The sequence below is a fragment of the Corynebacterium sp. HMSC062E11 genome, from assembly GCF_001811845.1.
Lineage (GTDB): Bacteria > Actinomycetota > Actinomycetes > Mycobacteriales > Mycobacteriaceae > Corynebacterium > Corynebacterium hesseae.
Genome location: NZ_KV806781.1, coordinates 16,042 through 36,891, shown reverse-complemented (window position 1 = coordinate 36,891; position 20,850 = coordinate 16,042). Strand labels below are relative to the sequence as shown.

Here is a 20,850-nt window from a genome sequence, read left to right as displayed (position 1 = left end):
TTCGGCATATTCAGAAGAAAAACTGCAATCCGGGTTGCTCTGCATCCGTCGAGACGCTACTGTTACATCTCGTTGGTAACAGGAAGGTCACAATCGGATAACCAACCAGATTTAGACGTAACGATTATTTTGGTTGGACGATAGTGAATTAAGACGGAAGAAGAGTTCATGCGAAGCAAGACTCAGCGAAGCGCAGGTCGCCACCGCAAAATCACCACCTCGCAGACCGCAAAGGGACGCCTGGCGGTTATGACCATCGCGGCTGGTGCCGTATCTACCGCAGGCGTTGGCGGTGCCGCAGCTGGCACCATTCAATCCGCCGGCACCGGCGAGACCAAGGCGCAGTCCATCGATTACACCTTGCAGGCAGACACCGATCCGCTCAAGGACGCACAGGCCGCCGTCGAGGACGCAGCACCGCAGATCCTCTCCATCGCGGAAACCAAGCCGGTCGCTGACCTGTCCACGCAGCTGGATAAGGCCATTCAGGCCGCTGATGCCCGCGCCGCCGCCGATGAGGCAAACCGCGCGCCTTCCGTAGCCCGCCCGGCAGAAGGTACCTTCACCTCGGGCTTCGGCCCCCGCTGGGGCTCCTTCCACTCCGGCATCGACATCGCTAATGCCGTGGGCACCCCGATCCTTTCCGTTATGGATGGAACCGTCATCGATTCCGGCCCGGCTTCCGGCTACGGCCAGTGGATCCGCATCAAGCACGATGACGGCTCCATGAGCGTTTACGGCCACATGCAGACCCTTGACGTCGCTGTTGGCGAGCGCGTCCACGCTGGCCAGAAGATCGCCGGCATGGGTTCTCTCGGCTTCTCTACTGGCTCCCACCTGCACTTCGAAATTCACCCCACCGGTGAAGGTGCCGTGGACCCGGTTCCGTGGCTCGCAGAGCGCGGCATCGACGTCGCTTAAAACTCACGCGACCAAACCTTCCAACACCACGTAGGCGGCATAGAGCGAATCTGCTCTATGCCGTCTTTTGCGTATTTCACCCCACTCACCGATGGTCAGGCGCGTAGGGTCGCGCGCCACCTCGCGGGACACCGGGCGGGGGTAAACACCACTCTCCGTTCCGGAACCTCTTGCCAAGCCGATAGTTACCCGGTAACTTACCGGGTATGCACCTAACTAATCCTCCCCTTGTCCTCCGCGCAGGAGGTGACCATGTCCGTCAAACACTCCGTTCTTGCGCTGCTCAGTGATCAACCTTCCACAGCCAGCCACATCAAGACCCGCTTTGCGGAGACCTTCGACAACCTCTGGCCGCTCAACATGGGCCAAGTAGCCCAAACCCTAAGCCGCTTAGAGCGCGATGGGCTCATCGCCACCGACGGCGAGCTCACCGGCCCCACCGGGCGCCGCGCCACCAGCTACGCCATCACCCCTGACGGGCGCGCAGAGCTCTCGCAATGGTGGAAGTCCACCTTGCACAGTGACGCCATCGAACGCGATGAGCTCGTGCTCAAAGTGTCCCTTGCCGCTCGGCGCTCCGACGTCGACGTTATCGCCGTCCTTGACGCCCAGCGTTTCGCCACCGTTCGCCAGCTCCGCGAACTCAACCGCCGAGCCTCGGAATTGCCTGCGGAGCGCAGCGCCCAGCGCTTGGCCGTGGAGCGCCAAATCTTCGACTTGGAATCTCTCTCACGTTGGCTCGACCGCGTGGAATCTCTGACCAACCCGACCACCCCCACCGCCGCCGAGGAGGAACCGCGATGACCCCCGACTCCGTGCCCACCACCCAGCACATTCCTTTCCCGCTCGAACTCGAAAACATCACCTGTATCTTCGGCAGCGGCGCTCGCCAGGTCACCGCGCTGGATTCCGTCAACCTGCAGCTACAACCGGGCGAGTTGGTAGCCGTCATGGGCCCCTCCGGCTCCGGCAAATCCACCCTGCTCAACGTCGCAGGACTGTTGCAACCGCCGACATCGGGACGCGTGCTTCTCGACGGCGCCGATGCCTCCCAGCTCTCCAAAGCCAAGGCCGCAATTGCCCGACGCCGCCACTTGGGCCTCGTGTTTCAGCACTTCAACCTGGTTTCTTCCCTGACCGTTGGTGAAAACGTTTCCCTTCCCCTTGAACTCGATGGCCTATCGCCTGCGCAGTGCCGTGAGGCAGCAGAGGAAGCGCTGAGCGAGGTCGGCCTCGACGGCACCATTGACCGCTTCCCCGAGGAAATCTCCGGTGGTCAGGCCCAGCGCGTGGCGATTGCCCGCGCGCTCATTGGACCGCGCAAAGTTCTGCTCGCGGATGAGCCCACCGGTGCCTTGGATACCTCGACGGGCGAGGAGATCATGAAGGTTCTACGCGCGCGTATCGACGCCGGTGCTTCCGGCATTCTGGTCACCCACGAGCCGCGTTTCGCGGGCTGGGCCGACCGCGTCGTTATGGTTCGCGACGGGCGCCTCACCGGCGAGGAGGTGCGCTAATATGTCCGGCATTAATGCCGCTACCCGCCCGACGAGGCGTGATCTCAAGCTTCATCCATGGCGCACTCTGGCCGCCGTGATGCTCATTGCCTTGCCGGTGGCCCTAGTCATCGGAATTGCGCTCTTTGATAATTCCTCCGGACGGCTCTCCGCAGCCTTGAGCTCGCCCGATCGGTCCCTTCAGGTGAGCAACGAGCGTCAGGACATTGCCAACGAAGACGTTCCCCGCCTGGCCGCCCAGGTGCTGCCAAAAGGCCTCAGCGTCAGCCCGGTCACCACTTTTTCTAGCACGTCACTTATCCATAATGGGAAGTCAACCAACTCCTGGGTAGATCAGTTCGACACAGAGAATCCGCCGGAACCGGCACAGGAGGCCGTCGATAAATTCAACCTTGGCCCCAACCAGGCAGTTCTGTCGCGTTCGACCGCACGCAAGATCGACGCCTCCGTCGGAGACGTCATCACCGTGCGCACCAACGCCCTCAGCGGCGATCGCCAAGCCACAGTCGCGGCCATTGCTCCCGAAAACTATGACTTTGTCACCTCCCCCACCCTCAATGACGCTCTCAGCGACCCGTCCTTTCAGATACGCACCTCCTGGGTCATCGTGGGTGACACGCCGCTGACCAAAGAGGACGCCGACCGCGCCCATGAAGCTGGGCTGGAAATCTGGGCACCGGAGCTGCGAGATACGGACCGACCCGATTCTGAGTCGGATTCCTTTGGTGGAATCCTGAGCAGCATTCTTTTCGTGCTTTTCTTCTTCGGCCTCTACGCCATCGCCGGATTGCTCATCCTTTTCCTTCTCGCGCCCGTCTTCACGCTGGCTACCGGACGCAATACGCGCCTGTACGCGCTGATGTCGAGCCAGGGTGCATTACCACGCCACATCATGTTCGCAGTGATGGCCTATGGCCTGCTGATGGGACTAATCGGCGCCACCATCGGTGGGATCGTTGGCCTCACGGTCTCGTGGGTGTGGTGGACAGCCCGCTATCCGGGCTTTGCTGCACGCCTGCCCTTCCTAGCGGTTGCTCTCGCGTGGCTCGTGGCGGTGGCAGGCTGTGTCATTGTCTCCATCGTTCCCGCATGGTTGGCACAACGTGGTGCCCTCTCCGCTGCAATCCAGGGAGCCTCTCCCGACCGCCTGCTGCGCTTTAGGAAGTGGATGGCCATCGGCCCTGCATTCCTTCTTCTGCTCGTACTATTCAGCTTCACTCCCTGGGGAGAGTACATCCCCACGGTGCTGGCTCTCTTCGGAGTCATCGCGGTTGCCGCGTCTGCCCCGGCCTTGGTCTTCCTGTGCTCCCTGTTGTCTCGCCGAGGCCCACTCGCATTGCGCCTTGCCGGGCGCGGCCTTACCCGGCGCAGCATGCATGCCTTGCCGACGTCCATCGCTCTCGTATCGGTCTCCTTCACAGCCTCCCTGTTTGGTGTAGGCGTCATGACCGATAGCGCAAAGAGCGTAGCCGAAGAAGCGCTTGTTATGCCGGAGACCACAGCGCTGATTGAGGAGACGACGTTTGACCAACCTACGCAGGCTTCTACGCCGGAAGAACGCGCAGCGGTAAAGGCCATCCAGCAGGCTACCGGTGCTCGCACACACTCCTTCTATGCTTTCCCCTCGTGGACCACGTCTTTTAGCCTTCCTGACGATGGTGAATTCTATGAGCTCAGCACCGAATTTGACTACCAGTGCTCACAGGTCGATCTCAGCAAACCGGTTGAGAGGGCAGTCTTCGTGGACAACCAAGGGCGGCGCACCGATGAGTCCGAGGAGGCCCGCCAAGAGTGCGCGCACGAGTTGATGACGACCTTCCCTTATAGCCCGTTGATCTATCAAAGCAGGATGATCCAAGCTGATTCCTCGCAGCTCGAGCTGTGGCAGTTCGACTCGGAAGAGGATCGACGTGCGGCGGCACAAACATTGGAGGCCGGCGGCATCGTGCTCCCCCACAGCAGCCACGTCGGGGACAAGACACACGGCACGGTAACCGTAAAGACGTATAACCGCGTCGACAGTCAAGAGCCAAGCGGAGCCCACAACGCCGATCTGCCAGTTGTTGAGGCCTTGCCTACCGTGGATCGTGACGTGGTCCTGATTAGCCAGCAGGCCGCTCAAAAGCTGAACATGAAGCCCTTCTACGTAGGCCAGGCCCTGGCGTTGGATGAGGCGCCGAGCGAAGCAGAGCGAGAGGAGCTGCGAGACCTAACAGCGAGCGCTTCGCAGTCGCGATACTCACTGGAGTTCGGTGTCTCCTCCCCCGAGAGCTTCCGCTACTACCTCGGCCTAGGAATGGGAATCATCTGCCTCATCGTGCTCGCGCTCATCATCGCCAATGCGGCTAACACCATGCGCCATGAAAGCACCGTGCTGCAGTCGATTGGCGCGCACCCCTCGCTGATGTCCAAGGTAGCCGCGTGGCAAACCTGGATAGTGGCCACCGCAAGCATGCTCTTCGGAGTGATCGCGGGACACCTTGGCACGTTCCTCTTCACTGATAGGTCCGCCTTCACCTTCTCTGAACCCCCACATGGCCTGCGCCCGCAGGACTACTTCACCCCGGATTGGTGGCAGTTCCTCGCCGTGCTTGTTGTGCCGCTCATAGCCGCCGCTATAGCGGCCGCGGTCAATCGCAGCGATAAGACAGCCCCGCTCACCGCACGGGATCGCAGCGAGTCGCGTTCGTTGACCTAGCCTTCGTGGCCCACCGTTCCCCGACCGAGCCTTCGGCCGGGGAACAACTCTTTTCACACCCCCAACCCCTACCCCCATTCTTTAAACCTTCACTTTACCCCTGTAACAATTTTCACTTCTTTCACACACGTAACACGCTGGGCTGTTCGATAGTTTTTCGAACAATTCCTGTATTTACCTGCATTTTTGCGCATTGCGCAGGGTGATAGCACGGGATAGTTTGTATCTCGTTGCCACGGAAGCTCAGCACACGGCCGAAACCGCACCGGCGTGTCGCAGACTTCGAGGCACAACGCGGCTGATATGGCCGCATCCTATCGCTCACAGGCTTTCCGCCGGCTACGACGGCGGAAGCGAGCCACCGCAGGACTTAAGGACGTGAAGTAATGAAGCGCACGCTCAGCGCACTCGCCGCCATGGCGGTCACCACCGCCACCGTGACGGCCCCAGCGTTCGCTGCCGAACCGGCAGCAAGCGTGGATGTCTCCGACGGGTCCAGCCAGGGCCCGACTGCCGACGACGTCGAAGTCAAGGAAGACTCCAAGGCCGACCTCTTCAAAGCATTCTCCGGGCTGCTCGTTTCGACGGCCGGGGCCCTCAACGGGGCATCCACTCCAGAGATCAACTCCACGCAGGACGGCCTCGATATCGTCCTCGACCCCTCCAGCATTCCCGGACTCGCTGAAGCCTTCGCGCCGCAAGGCGATCACTCCGGCCTCACCCCTACCCGCAGCCAGGACGCAAACGGTAACACCGTGGTCTTTCCGACCTCCGGAACCTTCACCTCCGGCTTCGGACCGCGTTGGGGTTCCTTCCACAATGGCATCGACGTGGCGAACCCAATCGGTACGCCCATCTACGCCGTCATGGATGGAGAGGTCATCTCCTCCGGCGCAGCCCAGGGCTTCGGCAACTGGATCCGCATCCAGCACGACGACGGCACCATCACCGTCTACGGCCACATGCCCAGCGACCAGCTGCTGGTCGACGTCGGCGACCGCGTCGAGGCCGGCGACCAAATCTCCGTCATCGGCAACGAGGGCCACTCCACCGGCCCGCACCTGCACTTCGAGGTTCACCCGGGCGGCGGCGCAGCCGTTGACCCGGTGGAGTGGTTCAGCGAGCGCGGCATCCACATCTAAAGCCTTAGAGCTTTTCCATCGGCACACCACCGATGAGCATGAGGCGGACCTTGCCTGCTGAGCCGAAGTCCACGGTGACTGTCGCCCGCGCGCCGGTACCGGAGGCTTCGATGACCGTGCCTAGCCCGTATTTTGCGTGGTTGACACGGTCCCCCACAACTAAATTGAGATGGTTATTCTTCGGCATTGATGTCGCCGAAGCTGGCTTGCGCGAGCGCTGCGAAGGGGAAGACGCAGCGCTCCGCGAGCCATAGCCGCCGCCACGGGAACGGAAGAACCCGCTATCTGAGCCGAAGGTTCGCCCGTATTGGTAGGAATCATCTCCGCCCCACGCACTGGACAGCGAGCTGTCCGGTTCTTCACGGCGCCAGTCGATGAGGTCCTCAGGGACCTCGGCGAGGAAGCGGCTGGCCGGGTTCGTCACCGGGTTGCCCCAAGACGAGCGGAGAATCGCACGCGTGAGGTAGAGCTGTTCCCTAGCACGCGTAATGCCCACGTAGGCAAGGCGGCGCTCCTCACTGAGCTCCTTCGGGTCTCCCAGGGAGCGCATGTGCGGGAATTGGCCATCCTCCCAACCGGTGAGGAAAACGACGGGAAACTCAAGGCCCTTCGCGGTGTGCAGGGTCATCAACGTTACTACCCCGGACTCATGATCTGGAATCTGGTCCGCATCAGCCACGAGCGAAACCTTTTCGAGGAACGCTTGAAGCGAGCCCGGCGCGGCTTCGCCTTCCGAAAGCTCCGGGGCTGCCTCTGCGTCCGCGCCCATAAAGGCCATTTCATTGGCGGCTTCAGAGCTGAACTCGCGGGCCACCGATACCAACTCGTTGAGGTTGTCTAGGCGTGCCCCATCCTGCGGGTCATTGGAGTTTTCCAGCTCCGCGCGGTAGCCGGTGGCGTCCAAAAGCGCGTTGAGCAGCTCCCCCAAATCCGGCTGGCCCGTCACCTCATTGACCATGCCCGGAATCTGTGCGCGCACGCCGTCCATCATCTCGTTGAATTTGGTGACGGCATTGACCGCCCGCGTGCCAAGGCCTGCGACCTTTCCTTCGGCCGCATCACGGAGAGCCGCCCCAAAACTAACGCCAAGGTTCTCCGCATGTAGAGCGATTTGCGCCTGCGCCTTGTCACCGATGGCGCGTTTTGGCACGTTGATGATGCGGCGCAAGCTCACCGTGTCATCCGGATTATCCATAATGCGCAGGTAAGCCACCATGTCCCGGATCTCGCGGCGCTCGTAGAAGCGCGTGCCGCCAACCACCTTGTACGGGATACCCGAGCGCACGAAGATATCTTCCAACGCGCGGGAGGCGTTATTGGTGCGGTACATCACCGCAATATCGGAATACGCCGTGCCTTTATCCGCCAGGGAATCAATTTCCGAGGCGATATACCGCGCCTCGTCGTGCTCGTTATCCGCCACATACCCGACGATCTTGTCGCCTTCGCCGTGGGCGGTCCACAGATTCTTCTCGCGGCGGCCCTCATTCTTCGCAATCACCGCATTCGCCGCGTTCAGGATGGTCTGGGTCGAACGGTAGTTTTGTTCAAGCAGAATCGTGTGCGCTTGCGGGTAGTCCCGCTCGAACTCCTGGATATTCCTGATGGTGGCTCCGCGGAAGGCATAGATCGACTGATCAGAATCACCCACCACACAAAGTTCCGGGGCATCCGGCGGCAGCTCGCCCCTGCCCACCAAGGCCGAAACGAGCGCGTACTGCGCGTGGTTGGTGTCCTGGTATTCGTCGATAAGCACATGCTTAAAGCGGCGGCGATAAAACTCCACCACCTGTGGGTGCTGGTTAAAGATGCGCACCACTTCCCCGATGAGGTCGTCGAAATCCACCGCGTTCGCGGCGCGCAGGCGGCGCTGATACTCCTCGTACACGCTCGCCACAGTGAGCTCAAAAGGATTCTTCGTCCGCTCTGCCTCCGCCCGGGCCCGCTCCGGGGAAATGAGCTCATTCTTGCGGTTCGAGATCTGGTTAGCCAAAACACGCGCAGAGTACTTCTTCAGGTCCAGCTGCATGTCTTTGGCAATCATGGTGAGCAGCCGGCGCGCATCATCGCCGTCATAAATGGTGAAGTTCGTGTTCAACCCCGGCACCAGCTGAGCATTGTTGCGCAGGATGCGCACGCAGATGGAGTGGAAGGTTGACACCCACATCCGCTCCGCCACGGGGCCGACAAGCTGGCCGACGCGCTCCTTCATCTCCGCGGCTGCCTTGTTGGTAAAGGTAATGGCGAGGATCTGCCACGGCGCTACCCCACGCTCGCGCATGAGATAGGCAATGCGACGGGTCAACACCGCGGTCTTTCCCGAGCCCGCGCCGGCCACAATGAGCAACGGCGAGCCCGAATGTGTCACGGCCTCCTCCTGTTGCGGGTTTAAACCTTCCAGCAGAAGATCATTTCCCTGGCTGGAAGGGGCATCCGCGTTGTGCCCGGACGCGGGAAACAGGCCACCGGCGGAGGTGTCGGCGGAAGGATCAGACGAAGAACGAGGCCTAAACGGAGAAGTGTTGTTCATAATGCTCTCCAACCTACTAGCACCACCGGACATTGCCGTCCACGCCGCTTCTTATCGACGAATACCGACGTCACGGCACGCGATTCCCGTTTGTCTTAACGTGGTGGCACAATCTTCACTCATGAGCGCTTCACATCCTGACACCGCAGATTCGGGCTTAACCCCCGAGCACCAAGACCCCAACGTCGTGGACAACGGCCTCGACATCCGCATGCCCTCGGGCACGGATGACCCGCTCAGCGATGCTGAAATCCAACGCTACCGCGAGGAGATCAACCGCCTCGACCGCGTGATCCTCGACGCTATTAAGCGCCGCACCGATATTTCCCGCACGATTGGTAAGACGCGCATGAGCTCGGGCGGTACCCGTTTGGTACACACCCGCGAAATTGCCATCCTCAATGAGTTCCGCGACGAGCTTGGCGAGGAGGGCCCCGCGATTGCCTCTGCCCTGCTGCGGTTGGGGCGCGGCAAGCTCGGCTAATCTAGCACCAACTCGGACTAATCCCCAACGCACGCGCACCTGAAGTAGCGGTGTTTTAGGCTCTCAGCATGCATGTGTACTCTCGCTCCGCTGTAGTTCTCACCGCAGTTGCCACTGCCTTAGTGTTGACCGCCTGCGGCAGCTTTTCTTCACCTGAGACCTCAAATTCCGCTACTCCACTCGACCATCCCTCCGTCAGCGACTCCGAACGCAGACAAGGTTCCGGAGCATCCGGAACAATGCAAGGCTCCGAAGAGGTCCTCGACGGCGATGCGCTCTGGGTTAACTCCACTGAAATCCCCCATGCAGAGCTGCTTGAGCCCCGCAATAACTTGTACAACGCACTAAAAGCCGACTACTACATGGACGTGGGAGTATTGACGCCGGGTGCGGCTATCTATAACCGCACGAATGATGGCCGGTGCTCTACCGGTCATTTCGCCGGCGATGGGCAGCGCCTCTTTATCCTTACCGCCGGACACTGCGGGGACAAGGGCGACAGCTTCTACTATGAAGATCGCTCCGGCAGCGAGGTAGAGATAGGCCAGATGGTAATGAAGGCCAGCAACACCAACACAGATAGCATCAACTCGGCCGACATTGCGCTGATCGAAGTGTCCAACCCCGACGCCGAAGTATCTACCTCACCGGCGCTCAATGCGCCTTTAGCCGGATGGATGAGCCTGGAAGAAATCACGCGAAAGAAGCCCACGTTGTGCTTTGCCGGTTCCACAGCAGGCATTGCCTGCGACCCTTTCATCGACCGATTCGGTGCTCAAGGGCTTTTCACCTTCGGCAGCTACAGCGATACCGGTGATAGCGGTGGTCCTGTCTACGCCTCCATCGACGGCAAACTATATGCAGCAGGAGTCGTGTCCTTTGGCGACTATTACGATTACTCCGGCTCCGAGACGGGCGCCATGGAGATCGCAAACACAATGAAGCAATTCGGCCTCAAGCTTTACGCCTAGCTCAACCCAGCGCAGCCTTCTGTCTCGGCACCGAAGAGATTTCTGGACTACGGTGGACACAGTAAGTTTCATGTCTGCTACCTGCCAGAAAGGCTTTTGCAATGGACATCACCGCTCAGCCGCAGTGGGCCGCGCTCACCTCGCTTTTTGAGAGCAAGAAGGACCTCAACCTGCGTGAGCTTTTTGCCAACTCCGCTTCCCGCGCCGCAGACTTTTCTTTCGATGCTGCGGGCCTGCACGTGGACCTGTCGAAGAACCTCATCGATGAGGAAGTCGTCACCGCTTTGGTGGATCTTGCCCGCGCCGCGGACGTCGAGGGCCGCCGCGACGCCATGTTCACCGGCGAGCACCTCAACAACACCGAGGACCGTGCTGTGCTGCACACCGCGCTGCGCCTGCCTGTGGAGAAGGACTTGAGCGTCGACGGCCAAGACGTCGCCGCCGACGTCCACGAGGTTCTGGGCCGCATGCGTGACTTCGCCACTGCGCTGCGCTCCGGTGCGTGGCTGGGGCATACGGGCCACACCATCAAGAAGGTCGTCAACATCGGCATCGGCGGTTCCGACTTGGGCCCCGCGATGGCTGCCAAGGCGCTGCGTTCCTACGAGGTAGCGGGTATCAGCGCGGAGTTCGTTTCTAACGTCGACCCGGCGGACCTCGCCGCGACTCTCGACGGCCTCGACGCCGGCTCCACCCTCTTCATCGTGGCCTCCAAGACCTTCACCACCCAGGAAACCCTGGCCAACGCTCACGCCGCACGCCGCTGGCTGATTGAGCAGTTTGATGGTGATGAGTCGGCCGTCGCCAAGCACTTCGTTGCCGTTTCCACCAACGCGGAGAAGGTCGCGGAGTTCGGCATCGACCCCCAGAACATGTTTGGCTTCTGGAACTGGGTGGGCGGCCGCTACTCCGTTGATTCCGCTATCGGTCTGTCGCTCATGTGCACCATCGGCCCGCTGGACTTCATGCGTTTCCTCGAGGGCTTCCACGCCATGGACGAGCACTTCCGCACTGCGCCTCTGGAGCAGAACGTGCCGGTGCTCATGGGCCTGCTCGGCGTTTGGTACTCCAACTTCTTTGGCGCGCAGACCCACGCGGTGCTGCCTTACTCCGAGGACCTCGGACGCTTCCCGGCCTACCTGCAGCAGCTGACTATGGAGTCCAACGGCAAGTCCGTGCGCCGCGACGGCACCGCTGTCACCACCGGCACCGGTGAGATTTACTGGGGCGAGCCGGGCACCAATGGCCAGCACGCCTTCTTCCAGCTCATGCACCAGGGCACCCGCCTCATCCCGGCGGACTTCATCGGCTTTGCCCGCCCGAAGGAGGACTTCCCTACCGCGGACGGCACCGGTTCGATGCATGACCTGCTCATGGGTAACTTCTTCGCACAGACCAAGGTGCTGGCTTTTGGTAAGACGGCGGAAGAGATTGCCGCCGAGGGCGTGGACCCGGCTGTGGTCCCGCACAAGGTAATGCCGGGCAACCGCCCGTCCACCACGATCCTGGCGGAGGAGCTCACCCCGCAGGCCCTCGGCGCGCTCATCGCACTCTACGAACACATCGTCTTCACCCAGGGCATCATTTGGGACATCAACTCCTTCGACCAGTGGGGCGTGGAGCTGGGCAAGCAGCAGGCCAATGACCTGGCACCGGCAGTCTCCGGCAAGGAGGAGGCCGCATCCGGCGACGGCTCGACCGATGCTCTGATCGGTTGGTATCGCAACCACCGCTAAGCACTGCTTGGCGACGTCCCCCGGCCGAACGGTCGGGGGCTCACCCGTTTTTAGCGGGCAATCGACGTGCGAGATCGCCAAGGCCGCGGATGCCCTGTGGGCATCCGCGTGGTGGTGCGTGTCCTTTGTATTTCGTGGCGGTTTACCCGCCGGGCGGTCCGAGTCCGCGTTGCGCGGCTTGATATGCCACTTGAGCGGTGATTGGTTCTCCCCAGGGCGGGATGTAGTCCACACCGCCGCGAATCCTAAACACGTAGCCAGCACCTGTTGGTTTCTCTGGGTCGTCATCATTAACGCCGTTGTGATAGGCACACAACATTGTCAGATTCGGTGGATCGGTGGTACCTCCTGCTTTCCACGGCACTAGGTGATGCACCTGGGCATAATCAGCAGGTTTATTACATCCCTTCCTGGCACAGGTGGGATGCTCGGCGCTGGCCATCATGCGCTGCTCAAACCCGGCTAAACGCTTCATCCGGTGCAGCCACACCGGCCCGATCGTGGGGTGGATGAGGGTTACGTAGCCGATCTCGGCGAACTTGTAGTTCAGAAACTCCGCGCCGGTCATCCGGCCGCCATTAGTTAGCTCAAGCACGATGTCATCACCATCGCCGCTAACAATTTTGTCGAGCTTGTCCAAGGTGACGACCACGCTGGTGAGAACAGCAGGTTTGGTTCCGCCGTGGGATTTATTGAAGAAGACGTGGTTGGCTGCTTCCAGCAGATTGCTCTGGTTGATGGATTCCAGCACGCCGCGCATCTCGGTGACAGTCAGAGGGTCATCAGTAATGGTCAGCGAGTGCGGCCCATCAGCACGGTAGGTCATGCGCACCCCAGGCGTGGGAATACGTTTGGGCTTGAGCTCCTTTAAGCGCTTTGCCGCCACGGCGGGAATGCTGTGGGCGGGCGTGCCGGCGAGCTTTACACGCAGGTTCCACACATGAAGCTGATTCTGCAGCTTCTTCGTGTAGGCCTCGATGAGGCTCAGCGTGGCCAGGTCATGGCCTTGTTCTAAAGCTCGGCTGCGGGCCGTGCGTTGCTTACCCGTGAACTTGGTGGCGCCGAAGTAGATGTAGTTTAAGCGCGCCAGTTCGACGGCGTCAGCTGATGAAGCGCCGAGTGCGCGTAATCGCTTCTCGCCTCCTACCGCTTGCTTCACCAGTGTGATCCCCGAGTTGCGGTAGGAGAAGTAGGTTTCTAAATCCCCCATGACTCAGAACCCTAAGGCACCCCAGGCAACCCCGCAACCGGAGAGATACTCGTTAGAGCTTGATCATCGATTCCCAGCCAAAGGGGATGTGGTCAGAGTCTACGATCTTGCGGCCGAACGGGAAGCAGGTCACCGGGATCATCTTCAGGTTGGCCAGAGCCACCGGGATGCCCACGATGGTCACGGCCTGCGCCGCTGCAGTGGTGACGTGGCCGATGGCCAGCCACAGGCCAGCGACAAGGAACCAGACAACGTTAGAGAACCGAGACATGCCACCGGTACCTTTGACCGGTTGAATGACGGAGCGCCCAAAGGGCCACAGCGCGAAATTCGCCATACGCATCGAGGCCACACCGGCAGGAATCGTCACGACGGGGATGCAGGCCAGGATGCCTAGGAGAAAGTAGCCCAGTGCGAGGACAAGGCCACCAGTTGCCAACCAGATGATGTTCAAAATGATCTTCATGCATCCCAGCCTAGCGACGTGGCTGGCAGTGTGGGCACCACCAGATGACGCGCTCTAACTCCCCTTCATCGCCGCCGGCATCCACACCACCCAGCGTGGACTTCTCAATGAGCATTCCGCAGCGCCGGCAGCGTTGACGGTTGCGCCCGAAGACGTAAGTTGTCTCCCCTGCCCTTTTCACGCCGGTGGTCACACGTACCGGCGAGTCTCGGTTGGCCCAGATGAGGCGGCGGGAGATGGTGAGGATCTGGGGGACGTCGACAAGCGCTACCGGTGTTGCTGGATGAACGCCGGCTAGGAAGCAGATCTCGGCGCGGTACTCGTTGCCCAAACCCGCCACGTTGCGCTGGTCCAAAAGTGCGGCGCCGATGCTGCGTTGGGGGCGCGACTCGATGCGGCGAACGGCCTCCTCGAATCCGCCTTCTTCCCATTCTGGCGCGAGGATGTCGGGGCCTAGGTGCGCCATGCGCTGCTCAAACTCGCGGGCTGGAAAGACCTCGACCAGCCCTAGCCAATGCCCCACCAACTCAATATCGCGCGGGGTGTTCTCCATCTGCAGCACCACGCGCGCGCTGTGCCCGGGCTTGCGCCAGCGGTCCCCGGCATAGTGGATGGCCCATGTGCCCTCCATCTTGAGGTGGGTATGCAGGATGAGCTCGCCGCCGAAATCCATGAAGAGGTGCTTGCCATAGGGCCAGACCTCCTCACACACCAGCCCGTCGAAGCGCACGGTGGCATAGCGCGGCACGCGCAGGGAGGAATGGGTCACGCGCCGGCCTTCCATGAACTGCAGCCGGTTCGACAGCTGCAGTACGGAATCACCCTCGGGCACAGCAGAACCTCCTCACCAAACGGGTGCCTACTCTACCGGCGCATCCTTTCCCGCACCGAATGCCAACACGCCCGGCTCCCACGGGGTGACCACATGCTGGCGGCCCAGGTCTTCGATCCGCTTCACGCCGAGCAACTGGAGGGTGTTCTTGAACTCTTCCGCCAACAGCTCAATGACGCGGTCCACGCCTTCCTTGCCGCCGGCCATCAGCCCGTAGAGGTAGGCGCGGCCGATAAGGACGAAGTCCGCCCCCAGAGCCAGCGCAATGGCGATGTCGACGCCGGACATCACACCGGAGTCATAGATGATTTCCACATCCGGTCCCACCTCTGCGCGCACGGCCTCAAGGGCCTGGAGGGTGTTGACCACGCGGTCGAGCTGGCGCCCGCCGTGGGAGGACACCACGATACCGTCGGCGCCGAGGTCGATGACCTTGCGTGCGTCTTCTGGGTTGACGATTCCCTTGACGAAGAGCGTGCCCGTCCACTGCTTGCGAATCCACGCCAGATCCTCGAAGTTGAGGCCGGGGTCAAACATGGTGTTGACCAGCTCGCCCAGGGTGCCCGTGGTCGAGGTCAGGGAGGCAAACGTAACCGGGTCCGTGGTGAGGAAGTTGAACCACCACTCGGGACGCCACGCGGCATCGAAGATCGTGCCGGCGGTCAGGCGCGGCGGGATGCGCATGCCGTTGCGGGTATCGCGCAGGCGCTGGCCCGCCACGGGCGTATCGACGGTAACCACGAGGGTGTCGTAGCCGTTGGCGGCAGCACGCTCGATGAGTTCTTGGCAGGCGGAGTGGTCCTTCCACAGGTAAAGCTGGAACCAGCGGCGCCCGCTATTGCCTTGCGACGCCGCGACCTCCTCCACCGAGCGCGTGCCCATCGTGGAGAGCGTGAACGGGATGCCGGCATCGCGGGCTGCTTGGGAACCGGCGTCCTCGCCTTCGGCATGCATGAAGCGGGTAAAGCCGGTCGGCGCGATGCCGAAGGGCAATGCTGCCGGCTCGCCGGCGATCTCGGTGCCAAGGTTGATGTCGTGTGCGCCGTTGAGCACGTTGGGCATGAGGCGAACGTCGCGGAAGAAATCGCGGGATTCGCGGTAGCTGACCTCATCGCGGGCGGCACCATCGACGTAGTCGAAGGCCGCCTTCGGGGTGCGGCGCTTGGCAATCTTGCGCAGATCCCACACATCAGCGGCCTCTGCCAGGCGTGCTGCCCGGCGGTCGAGGTTGGGTGCTTCGAACCGCATGAGTTTCTTGAGCTCGGACACGTTGGGCAGTTGGCGCTTCAGCCGCATGGAAACAAGACTCCTTTTCTATTGGGCTATCAGCTTTTGAGGTTAGACCCATGAAAAGCCCGTGGGCTAAATGAAGGTGAATATCATTCAGCGGCGTCGACGGCGCGGGCGGAAACCACCTGGGCTGCTTGGTGCAGTCGATCGGCCACCAGACTCAGTGGAATCCTCCGGATCATCGAAGGTGAGTTCCTCCATCGCCTCGACAGCACGGCGCCCACCGCGACGTGCGGGACGGTAAGGCTCGGCGGAGCGCGCGGCTTCTCCAGATTGGCCGTGCTGTCCTGCACGGCCGGAAGAGGCGGTGTGGGCAGCCCCAGTAATCCGCACGCCCTTCGGGGTCAGTGCCGCACCCAGTGCACGCAGTTCGCCGCCGAGCTTCGACTCGAAGATAGGCCGCCCGTTCGCCTTCTCAATAACCACCTTGTTCAAGCGCCCGGCGGCAACCAGCTCGTTGAGTCCTGCAAGCACTGCGGCTAGTACCTCGGTGCGCTCGATGCCCTCGGGCAAAGCGTTGAAGAACGTGGTCAGTGTCTTCCCGCCGCGGGTCAGGTGAGCCACCGGCAAGCCATCCATGAGCACCACCAAGGCACCCGCGGCGCGGGTCGGGCGGGCCGCGGATTCGCCGGCGTCGGTAGTGGGCCACGACAGCGCCGCACCATAGGGATTCGCAGGGTCCGTCGCGGCCAGAACATAAGTCTGCGGCTCGCGGGTGCCAGAGGGCCAGCCCGTGACGTCGGGGGAATCATCCACCCCGCGTAGGCGGTCAATGACCGCAGGCGTGGAGAACTGCGCCGCACCTAGTCCTTCAATGACATAGCCGCGCATGGCCTTGCCGGATTCCTCAAAACCGGAGAGCACTTTATAAGCCAGGGCGAAGCCACCCAGGACGTCCTCGGCCACCACGGATCCGCGGGTGAGCACGCCGTACCGGTCCAGCCAGGCCTCGCCGTGCGCGATGGAACGCGACGTCGCATCCGTAGCGGCGGGCACGGTCAGCGACCACCGCCCCACCACGTCGGGCGCGGTCGACGCACTGGAGACATTGTGCGCCTGTGCAAAGGAGGTGCGCCCCATGCGCAGGCGCGAGCGCGAAGGTCTGCGCCGCGCGCGATGCGCTGCACGCCCAGCACCACCAGCCACCAAGTGCGCGCGGATAGGAGCGAAGGAATCGGGGCTGACCAGACCTGCCTCCGCCAATCCCCAGAGGGCCTCGCGGACCTCCTCGGGCGTACCGCTCAGCTGCGGTTGAATATCGGAGATAAGGTAGCTGCCACCGCCTTGCAAGGCCTCCAGCAGCTGGGTTTGCAGCATGGACAAGCCCGCTTCCTCCGCAGAAACCTGCGGGGCGAGCTGTGCGGCATAGTCCGCCGGCAACAGCATGATCCAGGGGTCGTTGGAGCCGGCCTTGCCCGCGCCCACGATGAGGACCTCGCCGCTGGCGGTGAGCTCATCGAGCATCGTCGGTGAATAATCCCCTACGCGCGCAGGCAAGATGAGGCTCTCCCAGGCCGAGGCCGGCATGCGCACGCCGGCCAGCTGCTCGATGACCGCAAAGACGCCGTCCACCCCGCGCAGTACCGGGTGCCGGCCCACCGCCGCCACCTGCTGCCAGTCCGGGAGGAAGCGCCCAAAGGCCGCAGGCGAAACCGGCTGCGTGGCCGCCCGCGCGGCTGCCAGCGAGCGCGAGCGGATGACCTTGAGCACCTCCGCCGCGCAGTACTCCTGCTCCTCCACGCCTTGGCGGTAGTGCCCAGCCAAAATGGAGTCCAGACCGTTGAACGTGGAATACGCCACCGCGGCCGACAGGCCAAAGGCCTCCTGCACATCGCGCGCCACAAACGGCCCGCGCGTGCGCGCCCAGCGGCTGACTAGTTGATCCAGGGCGTCGGTAATCGTGGCTTGCTGGGCGGGGATGCCGGGCGGGACGGGGATGCCCAGGCCGTCGCGAAGCAGCGGTGCATCAAGCGCTTGGGCCACGTGCTCGCGGCCGTTGATGCGCACCCGCATGATCCGCGCACCGAGCGCATCGAGTGCGCTCAATGGCACCGTGGCGTGCGCGCCGAACTCCTCGACCGGGATGGGGCCCAGCACGCGCAGCAGGTCCGCGACCTCCTCGGTGGTGCGCGCCTGGCGTTCCGGGGCGGTGCGCTGCAGCTGGGCGTGGACTTCAGCAATGACTTCAGCGGAGAGAAGCTCGCGCAGCTCCACCGTCCCCAGAAGCTTCGCCAGCAACGCCGGGTCCAACGCCAAGGCCGCCGCGCGCTTTTCCGCCAGGGGCGAATCCCCCTCGTACATGAACGCGCCGGTGTAGTTGAACAGCAGCGAAGATGCGAACGGCGAAGGCTGCTCCGTGGTGACCTCCGCGATGCGAATGCGCCGGTGCGCCAACTCCCGCATGACCTCCGTGAGCGCCGGCAGGTCATAGACATCCTGCACGCACTCGCGCACGGTCTCCAGGATGATGGGGAACGAGGGGTAGTTGCGGGCGACGTCGAGAAGCTGCTCCGCGCGCTGGCGCTGCTGCCACAAAGGCGCGCGCTTGCCCGGGTTACGCCGCGGCAGAAGCAGCGCTCGCGCCGCGCACTCCCGGAAACGAGAAGCAAAGAGCGCGGAGTTTCCCACCTGCTCGGTGACGATGTCCGCTATCTCATCGGCGTCAAAAAGAAAGAGCGCAGCATCCGGGTCCGCCTCCCCCTGCGGCAGGCGCAACACGATACCGTCGTCGCCCGCCACGGCCTGCGCGTCCATACCGGTGCACTCCGCCACGCGCTGACCCACCGCCAGCGCCCACGCCGCATTCACCGGCCTGCCAAACGGGGTGTGCAATAGCACGCGCCAATCCCCCAGCTCATCCGTGAAGCGCTCCAGCAGCAGCGTCTTTTCATCCGGGATGAGCCCGGTGGCCTCGTTCTGCTCGTGCAAGTAGGCGGCGATGTTGCGCCGCGCGTTCTCATCGGCGCCGCGCACCACGGACGGATCCGCGTACGCCTCCCGCCGGAATGCACCCAACGCCTTGCCCAGCTCATAGGGCCGCCCCGCAGAGTCACCGTTCCAGAAAGGCAAACGCCCCGTGTGCCCCGGCGCGGGAGTTACGAGCACCTGGTCGCGCGTAATCTCCTCCACGCGCCAGCTCGTCGCGCCCAGAGTGAAGATATCCCCCACCCGAGTTTCATAGACCATTTCCTCATCAAGCTCACCCACACGGCGCGGCGCGGAACCGGCCTCACCAGTTCCCACCAGGAACACCCCAAACATGCCGCGGTCCGGAATGGTGCCGCCGTTGGTCACCGCCACGCGCTGCGCGCCGGGGCGCGGGGTGAGCACGCCCGTCACGCGGTCATAGACCACCCGGGGTTTCAGCTCCGCAAAATCCGTCGAAGGATACACACCACTGACCAGGTCCAGCACGGAGTCGAAGACCTCGCGCGCCAGGTCCTTATAAGGCCAGGCGCGGCGCACGGTGTCGTACCATGTGTCGGCCTCTAGTCCCTCGCTCGTGCCCGCGCTTGCCGACGCCACCACCGCCGCCACCGTCTGCTGCGCCAAGACATCCAACGGGTTGCGCGGGGAGTGCATCTCTTCGATGAAGCCCTCCTCCATGCGGGCGACGGTGAGTGCTGATTGCACGAGGTCCGCACGGTGCTTGGGATAAAAGGAACCATGCGAGACCGCGCCGACGGAGTGCCCGGCGCGGCCCACGCGCTGCAGGCCCGAGGCCACCGACGGCGGCGATTCCACCTGCACTACTAGTTCCACCGCACCCATGTCGATGCCCAGCTCCAGGGAGCTCGTGGCCACCACGGCCTTGAGCGTGCCTTCCTTGAGCATGGTTTCCGTCAATGCGCGCTCATCTTTGGACACCGAGCCGTGGTGCGCGCGGGCAATGACAGCCGGGGCCTTGCCGGCGACGTCGACCTGCTTCATCAGCTGGGCTGGGTCGCGCCGGGTAGCCGGGCTCAAGGACTCCGGATCGTGCTCCTGGGCATAAAGCTCGTTGAGCCGGCTGGTGAGCCGCTCGGCGGTGCGGCGCGAGTTGACGAAGACGAGCGTGGAGCGCTTCTCCATGACTTCGGCGTAGAGCTCTTCTTCGATGAAGGGCCAGATGGATTTCGCCGTGGGCAGGGCGGAATCTCCAACCCCGCCCTGCGTGTTAGTTTCCCCGCGCTGCGCGTGTAAGCGCAACGCGTCTTGGGGGCCTTCGGTGATGCCAAGGGGGTCGTCGACAGTCGCCTCCCCGATGGGCGAGCCCTGCTCCGGGGTGGGCAGGTCCGACATGTCCTCGACCGGCACGTGGACGTCGAGCTGCCAGCACTTCTTTGCGGGCGGGGCGATGATATCCACGGGGCGGTCGCCGCCTAAGAAGTTCGCGACAGCACTCAGCGGGCGCACCGTGGCGGAAAGCCCGATGCGTTGGAACTCCCCTGCGATGAGCCCGAGGCGCTCCAAAGTCAACGCTAGGTGCACGCCGCGCTTAGTGCCGGCCAGGGCGTGGATTTCATCGATGATGACGGTATCCACGGTCTTCAAAATGCCCGCCGCCTTGGAGGTGAGCATCAGGTAGGCCGATTCCGGCGTGGTGATGAGGATGTCCGGTGGCTTGCGCACCTGGCGGGCGCGCTCTGCCTGCGGGGTATCCCCGGAGCGCACGCCAACGGTAATATCCGGCACCTCCTGGCCCAGCCGTTCAGCGGTGCGGGCAATGCCGTTGAGCGGGGCGCGCAAATTGTTCTCGACGTCCACGCCCAAAGCCTTGAGTGGTGAGATATACAGCACTCTCACGCCATCATGCGCGCCCTCGCGGGAGGGTTCATTGCTCAGCGGCAGGGCGGTCTGGCCTTCGCGCTCCACCAAGGAATTCAAGGCCCACAGGAAAGCCGCGAGCGTCTTACCGGAACCGGTTGGCGCCACAACCAGTGCGTTCGCGCCGCCGGAAATCGCCTCCCACGCCTGCTCTTGGACCGGGGTGGGGGCGGCGAAAACGTCCTGGAACCAACCGGCCACCTGCGGGCGGAACTTCGCCAGAACGTTTTTGGACATGCCCTACTGT

At 62.8% G+C, this 20,850-nt stretch carries 14 protein-coding genes; 8 read left to right on the top strand and 6 right to left on the bottom strand.

Annotation, left to right across the window (positions count from 1 at the left end):
- The first annotated feature begins 168 nt into the window (after positions 1–168).
- The 5 genes from HMPREF2822_RS02855 (at position 169) to HMPREF2822_RS02835 (ending at position 6,278) form a co-directional block, all read left to right on the top strand.
- The gene (locus tag HMPREF2822_RS02855; protein ID WP_070520676.1) at positions 169–921 is read left to right on the top strand and encodes a M23 family metallopeptidase; all 753 of its coding nucleotides are present in this window, start codon (positions 169–171) and stop codon (positions 919–921) included.
- Between the two features lie 252 nt (positions 922–1,173).
- Positions 1,174–1,725 carry a PadR family transcriptional regulator gene (locus tag HMPREF2822_RS02850; protein ID WP_070520673.1) on the top strand — a complete coding sequence of 184 codons (552 nt, stop codon included), beginning with the start codon at positions 1,174–1,176 and terminating at the stop codon, positions 1,723–1,725.
- Positions 1,722–2,438, top strand: coding sequence for an ABC transporter ATP-binding protein (locus HMPREF2822_RS02845; RefSeq protein WP_070520666.1), 717 nt, complete (start codon positions 1,722–1,724; stop codon positions 2,436–2,438). Before HMPREF2822_RS02850 ends, HMPREF2822_RS02845 begins: the two co-directional genes overlap by 4 nt.
- Before the next feature lies 1 nt (position 2,439).
- A complete protein-coding gene (locus HMPREF2822_RS02840; RefSeq protein ID WP_070520661.1) occupies positions 2,440–5,136 on the top strand; it encodes an FtsX-like permease family protein in 2,697 nt (898 codons plus the stop codon).
- Between the two features lie 386 nt (positions 5,137–5,522).
- Positions 5,523–6,278 carry a M23 family metallopeptidase gene (locus tag HMPREF2822_RS02835; protein ID WP_070520656.1) on the top strand — a complete coding sequence of 252 codons (756 nt, stop codon included), beginning with the start codon at positions 5,523–5,525 and terminating at the stop codon, positions 6,276–6,278.
- A 4-nt stretch (positions 6,279–6,282) separates the two neighbouring features.
- On the opposite strand, the gene pcrA is transcribed toward HMPREF2822_RS02835, so the two are convergent.
- The gene (pcrA, locus tag HMPREF2822_RS02830) at positions 6,283–8,808 is read right to left on the bottom strand and encodes a DNA helicase PcrA (protein WP_070520652.1); all 2,526 of its coding nucleotides are present in this window, start codon (positions 8,806–8,808) and stop codon (positions 6,283–6,285) included.
- 121 nt (positions 8,809–8,929) lie between these two features.
- On the opposite strand from pcrA, the gene HMPREF2822_RS02825 reads away from it, so the two are divergent.
- The 3 genes from HMPREF2822_RS02825 to pgi all read left to right on the top strand — a co-directional run bounded on the left by HMPREF2822_RS02825 (position 8,930) and on the right by pgi (position 11,999).
- Entirely contained in the window at positions 8,930–9,292 is a 363-nt protein-coding gene (locus HMPREF2822_RS02825; protein WP_070520647.1) for a chorismate mutase, read from the top strand.
- 68 nt (positions 9,293–9,360) lie between these two features.
- Entirely contained in the window at positions 9,361–10,263 is a 903-nt protein-coding gene (locus HMPREF2822_RS02820; protein WP_070520642.1) for a chymotrypsin family serine protease, read from the top strand.
- 101 nt (positions 10,264–10,364) lie between these two features.
- The gene (pgi, locus tag HMPREF2822_RS02815; protein WP_070520639.1) at positions 10,365–11,999 is read left to right on the top strand and encodes a glucose-6-phosphate isomerase; all 1,635 of its coding nucleotides are present in this window, start codon (positions 10,365–10,367) and stop codon (positions 11,997–11,999) included.
- Between the two features lie 142 nt (positions 12,000–12,141).
- On the opposite strand, the gene HMPREF2822_RS02810 is transcribed toward pgi, so the two are convergent.
- From HMPREF2822_RS02810 to HMPREF2822_RS02790, 5 genes are all read right to left on the bottom strand, one after another.
- Positions 12,142–13,209: an HNH endonuclease signature motif containing protein gene (locus HMPREF2822_RS02810; RefSeq protein WP_070520636.1), complete on the bottom strand. Its 1,068-nt coding sequence runs from the start codon at positions 13,207–13,209 to the stop codon at positions 12,142–12,144.
- Positions 13,210–13,261: 52 nt separating this feature from the next.
- Positions 13,262–13,675: a YccF domain-containing protein gene (locus HMPREF2822_RS02805; protein WP_049155174.1), complete on the bottom strand. Its 414-nt coding sequence runs from the start codon at positions 13,673–13,675 to the stop codon at positions 13,262–13,264.
- A 10-nt stretch (positions 13,676–13,685) separates the two neighbouring features.
- Positions 13,686–14,507: a DNA-formamidopyrimidine glycosylase family protein gene (locus HMPREF2822_RS02800; RefSeq protein WP_070520633.1), complete on the bottom strand. Its 822-nt coding sequence runs from the start codon at positions 14,505–14,507 to the stop codon at positions 13,686–13,688.
- 27 nt (positions 14,508–14,534) lie between these two features.
- Positions 14,535–15,803, bottom strand: a complete 1,269-nt coding sequence (locus HMPREF2822_RS02795) for an alpha-hydroxy acid oxidase (protein WP_070520631.1) — start codon at positions 15,801–15,803, stop codon at positions 14,535–14,537.
- An 87-nt stretch (positions 15,804–15,890) separates the two neighbouring features.
- Entirely contained in the window at positions 15,891–20,840 is a 4,950-nt protein-coding gene (locus HMPREF2822_RS02790; protein ID WP_070520626.1) for an Lhr family ATP-dependent helicase, read from the bottom strand.
- Positions 20,841–20,850: the final 10 nt, after the last annotated feature.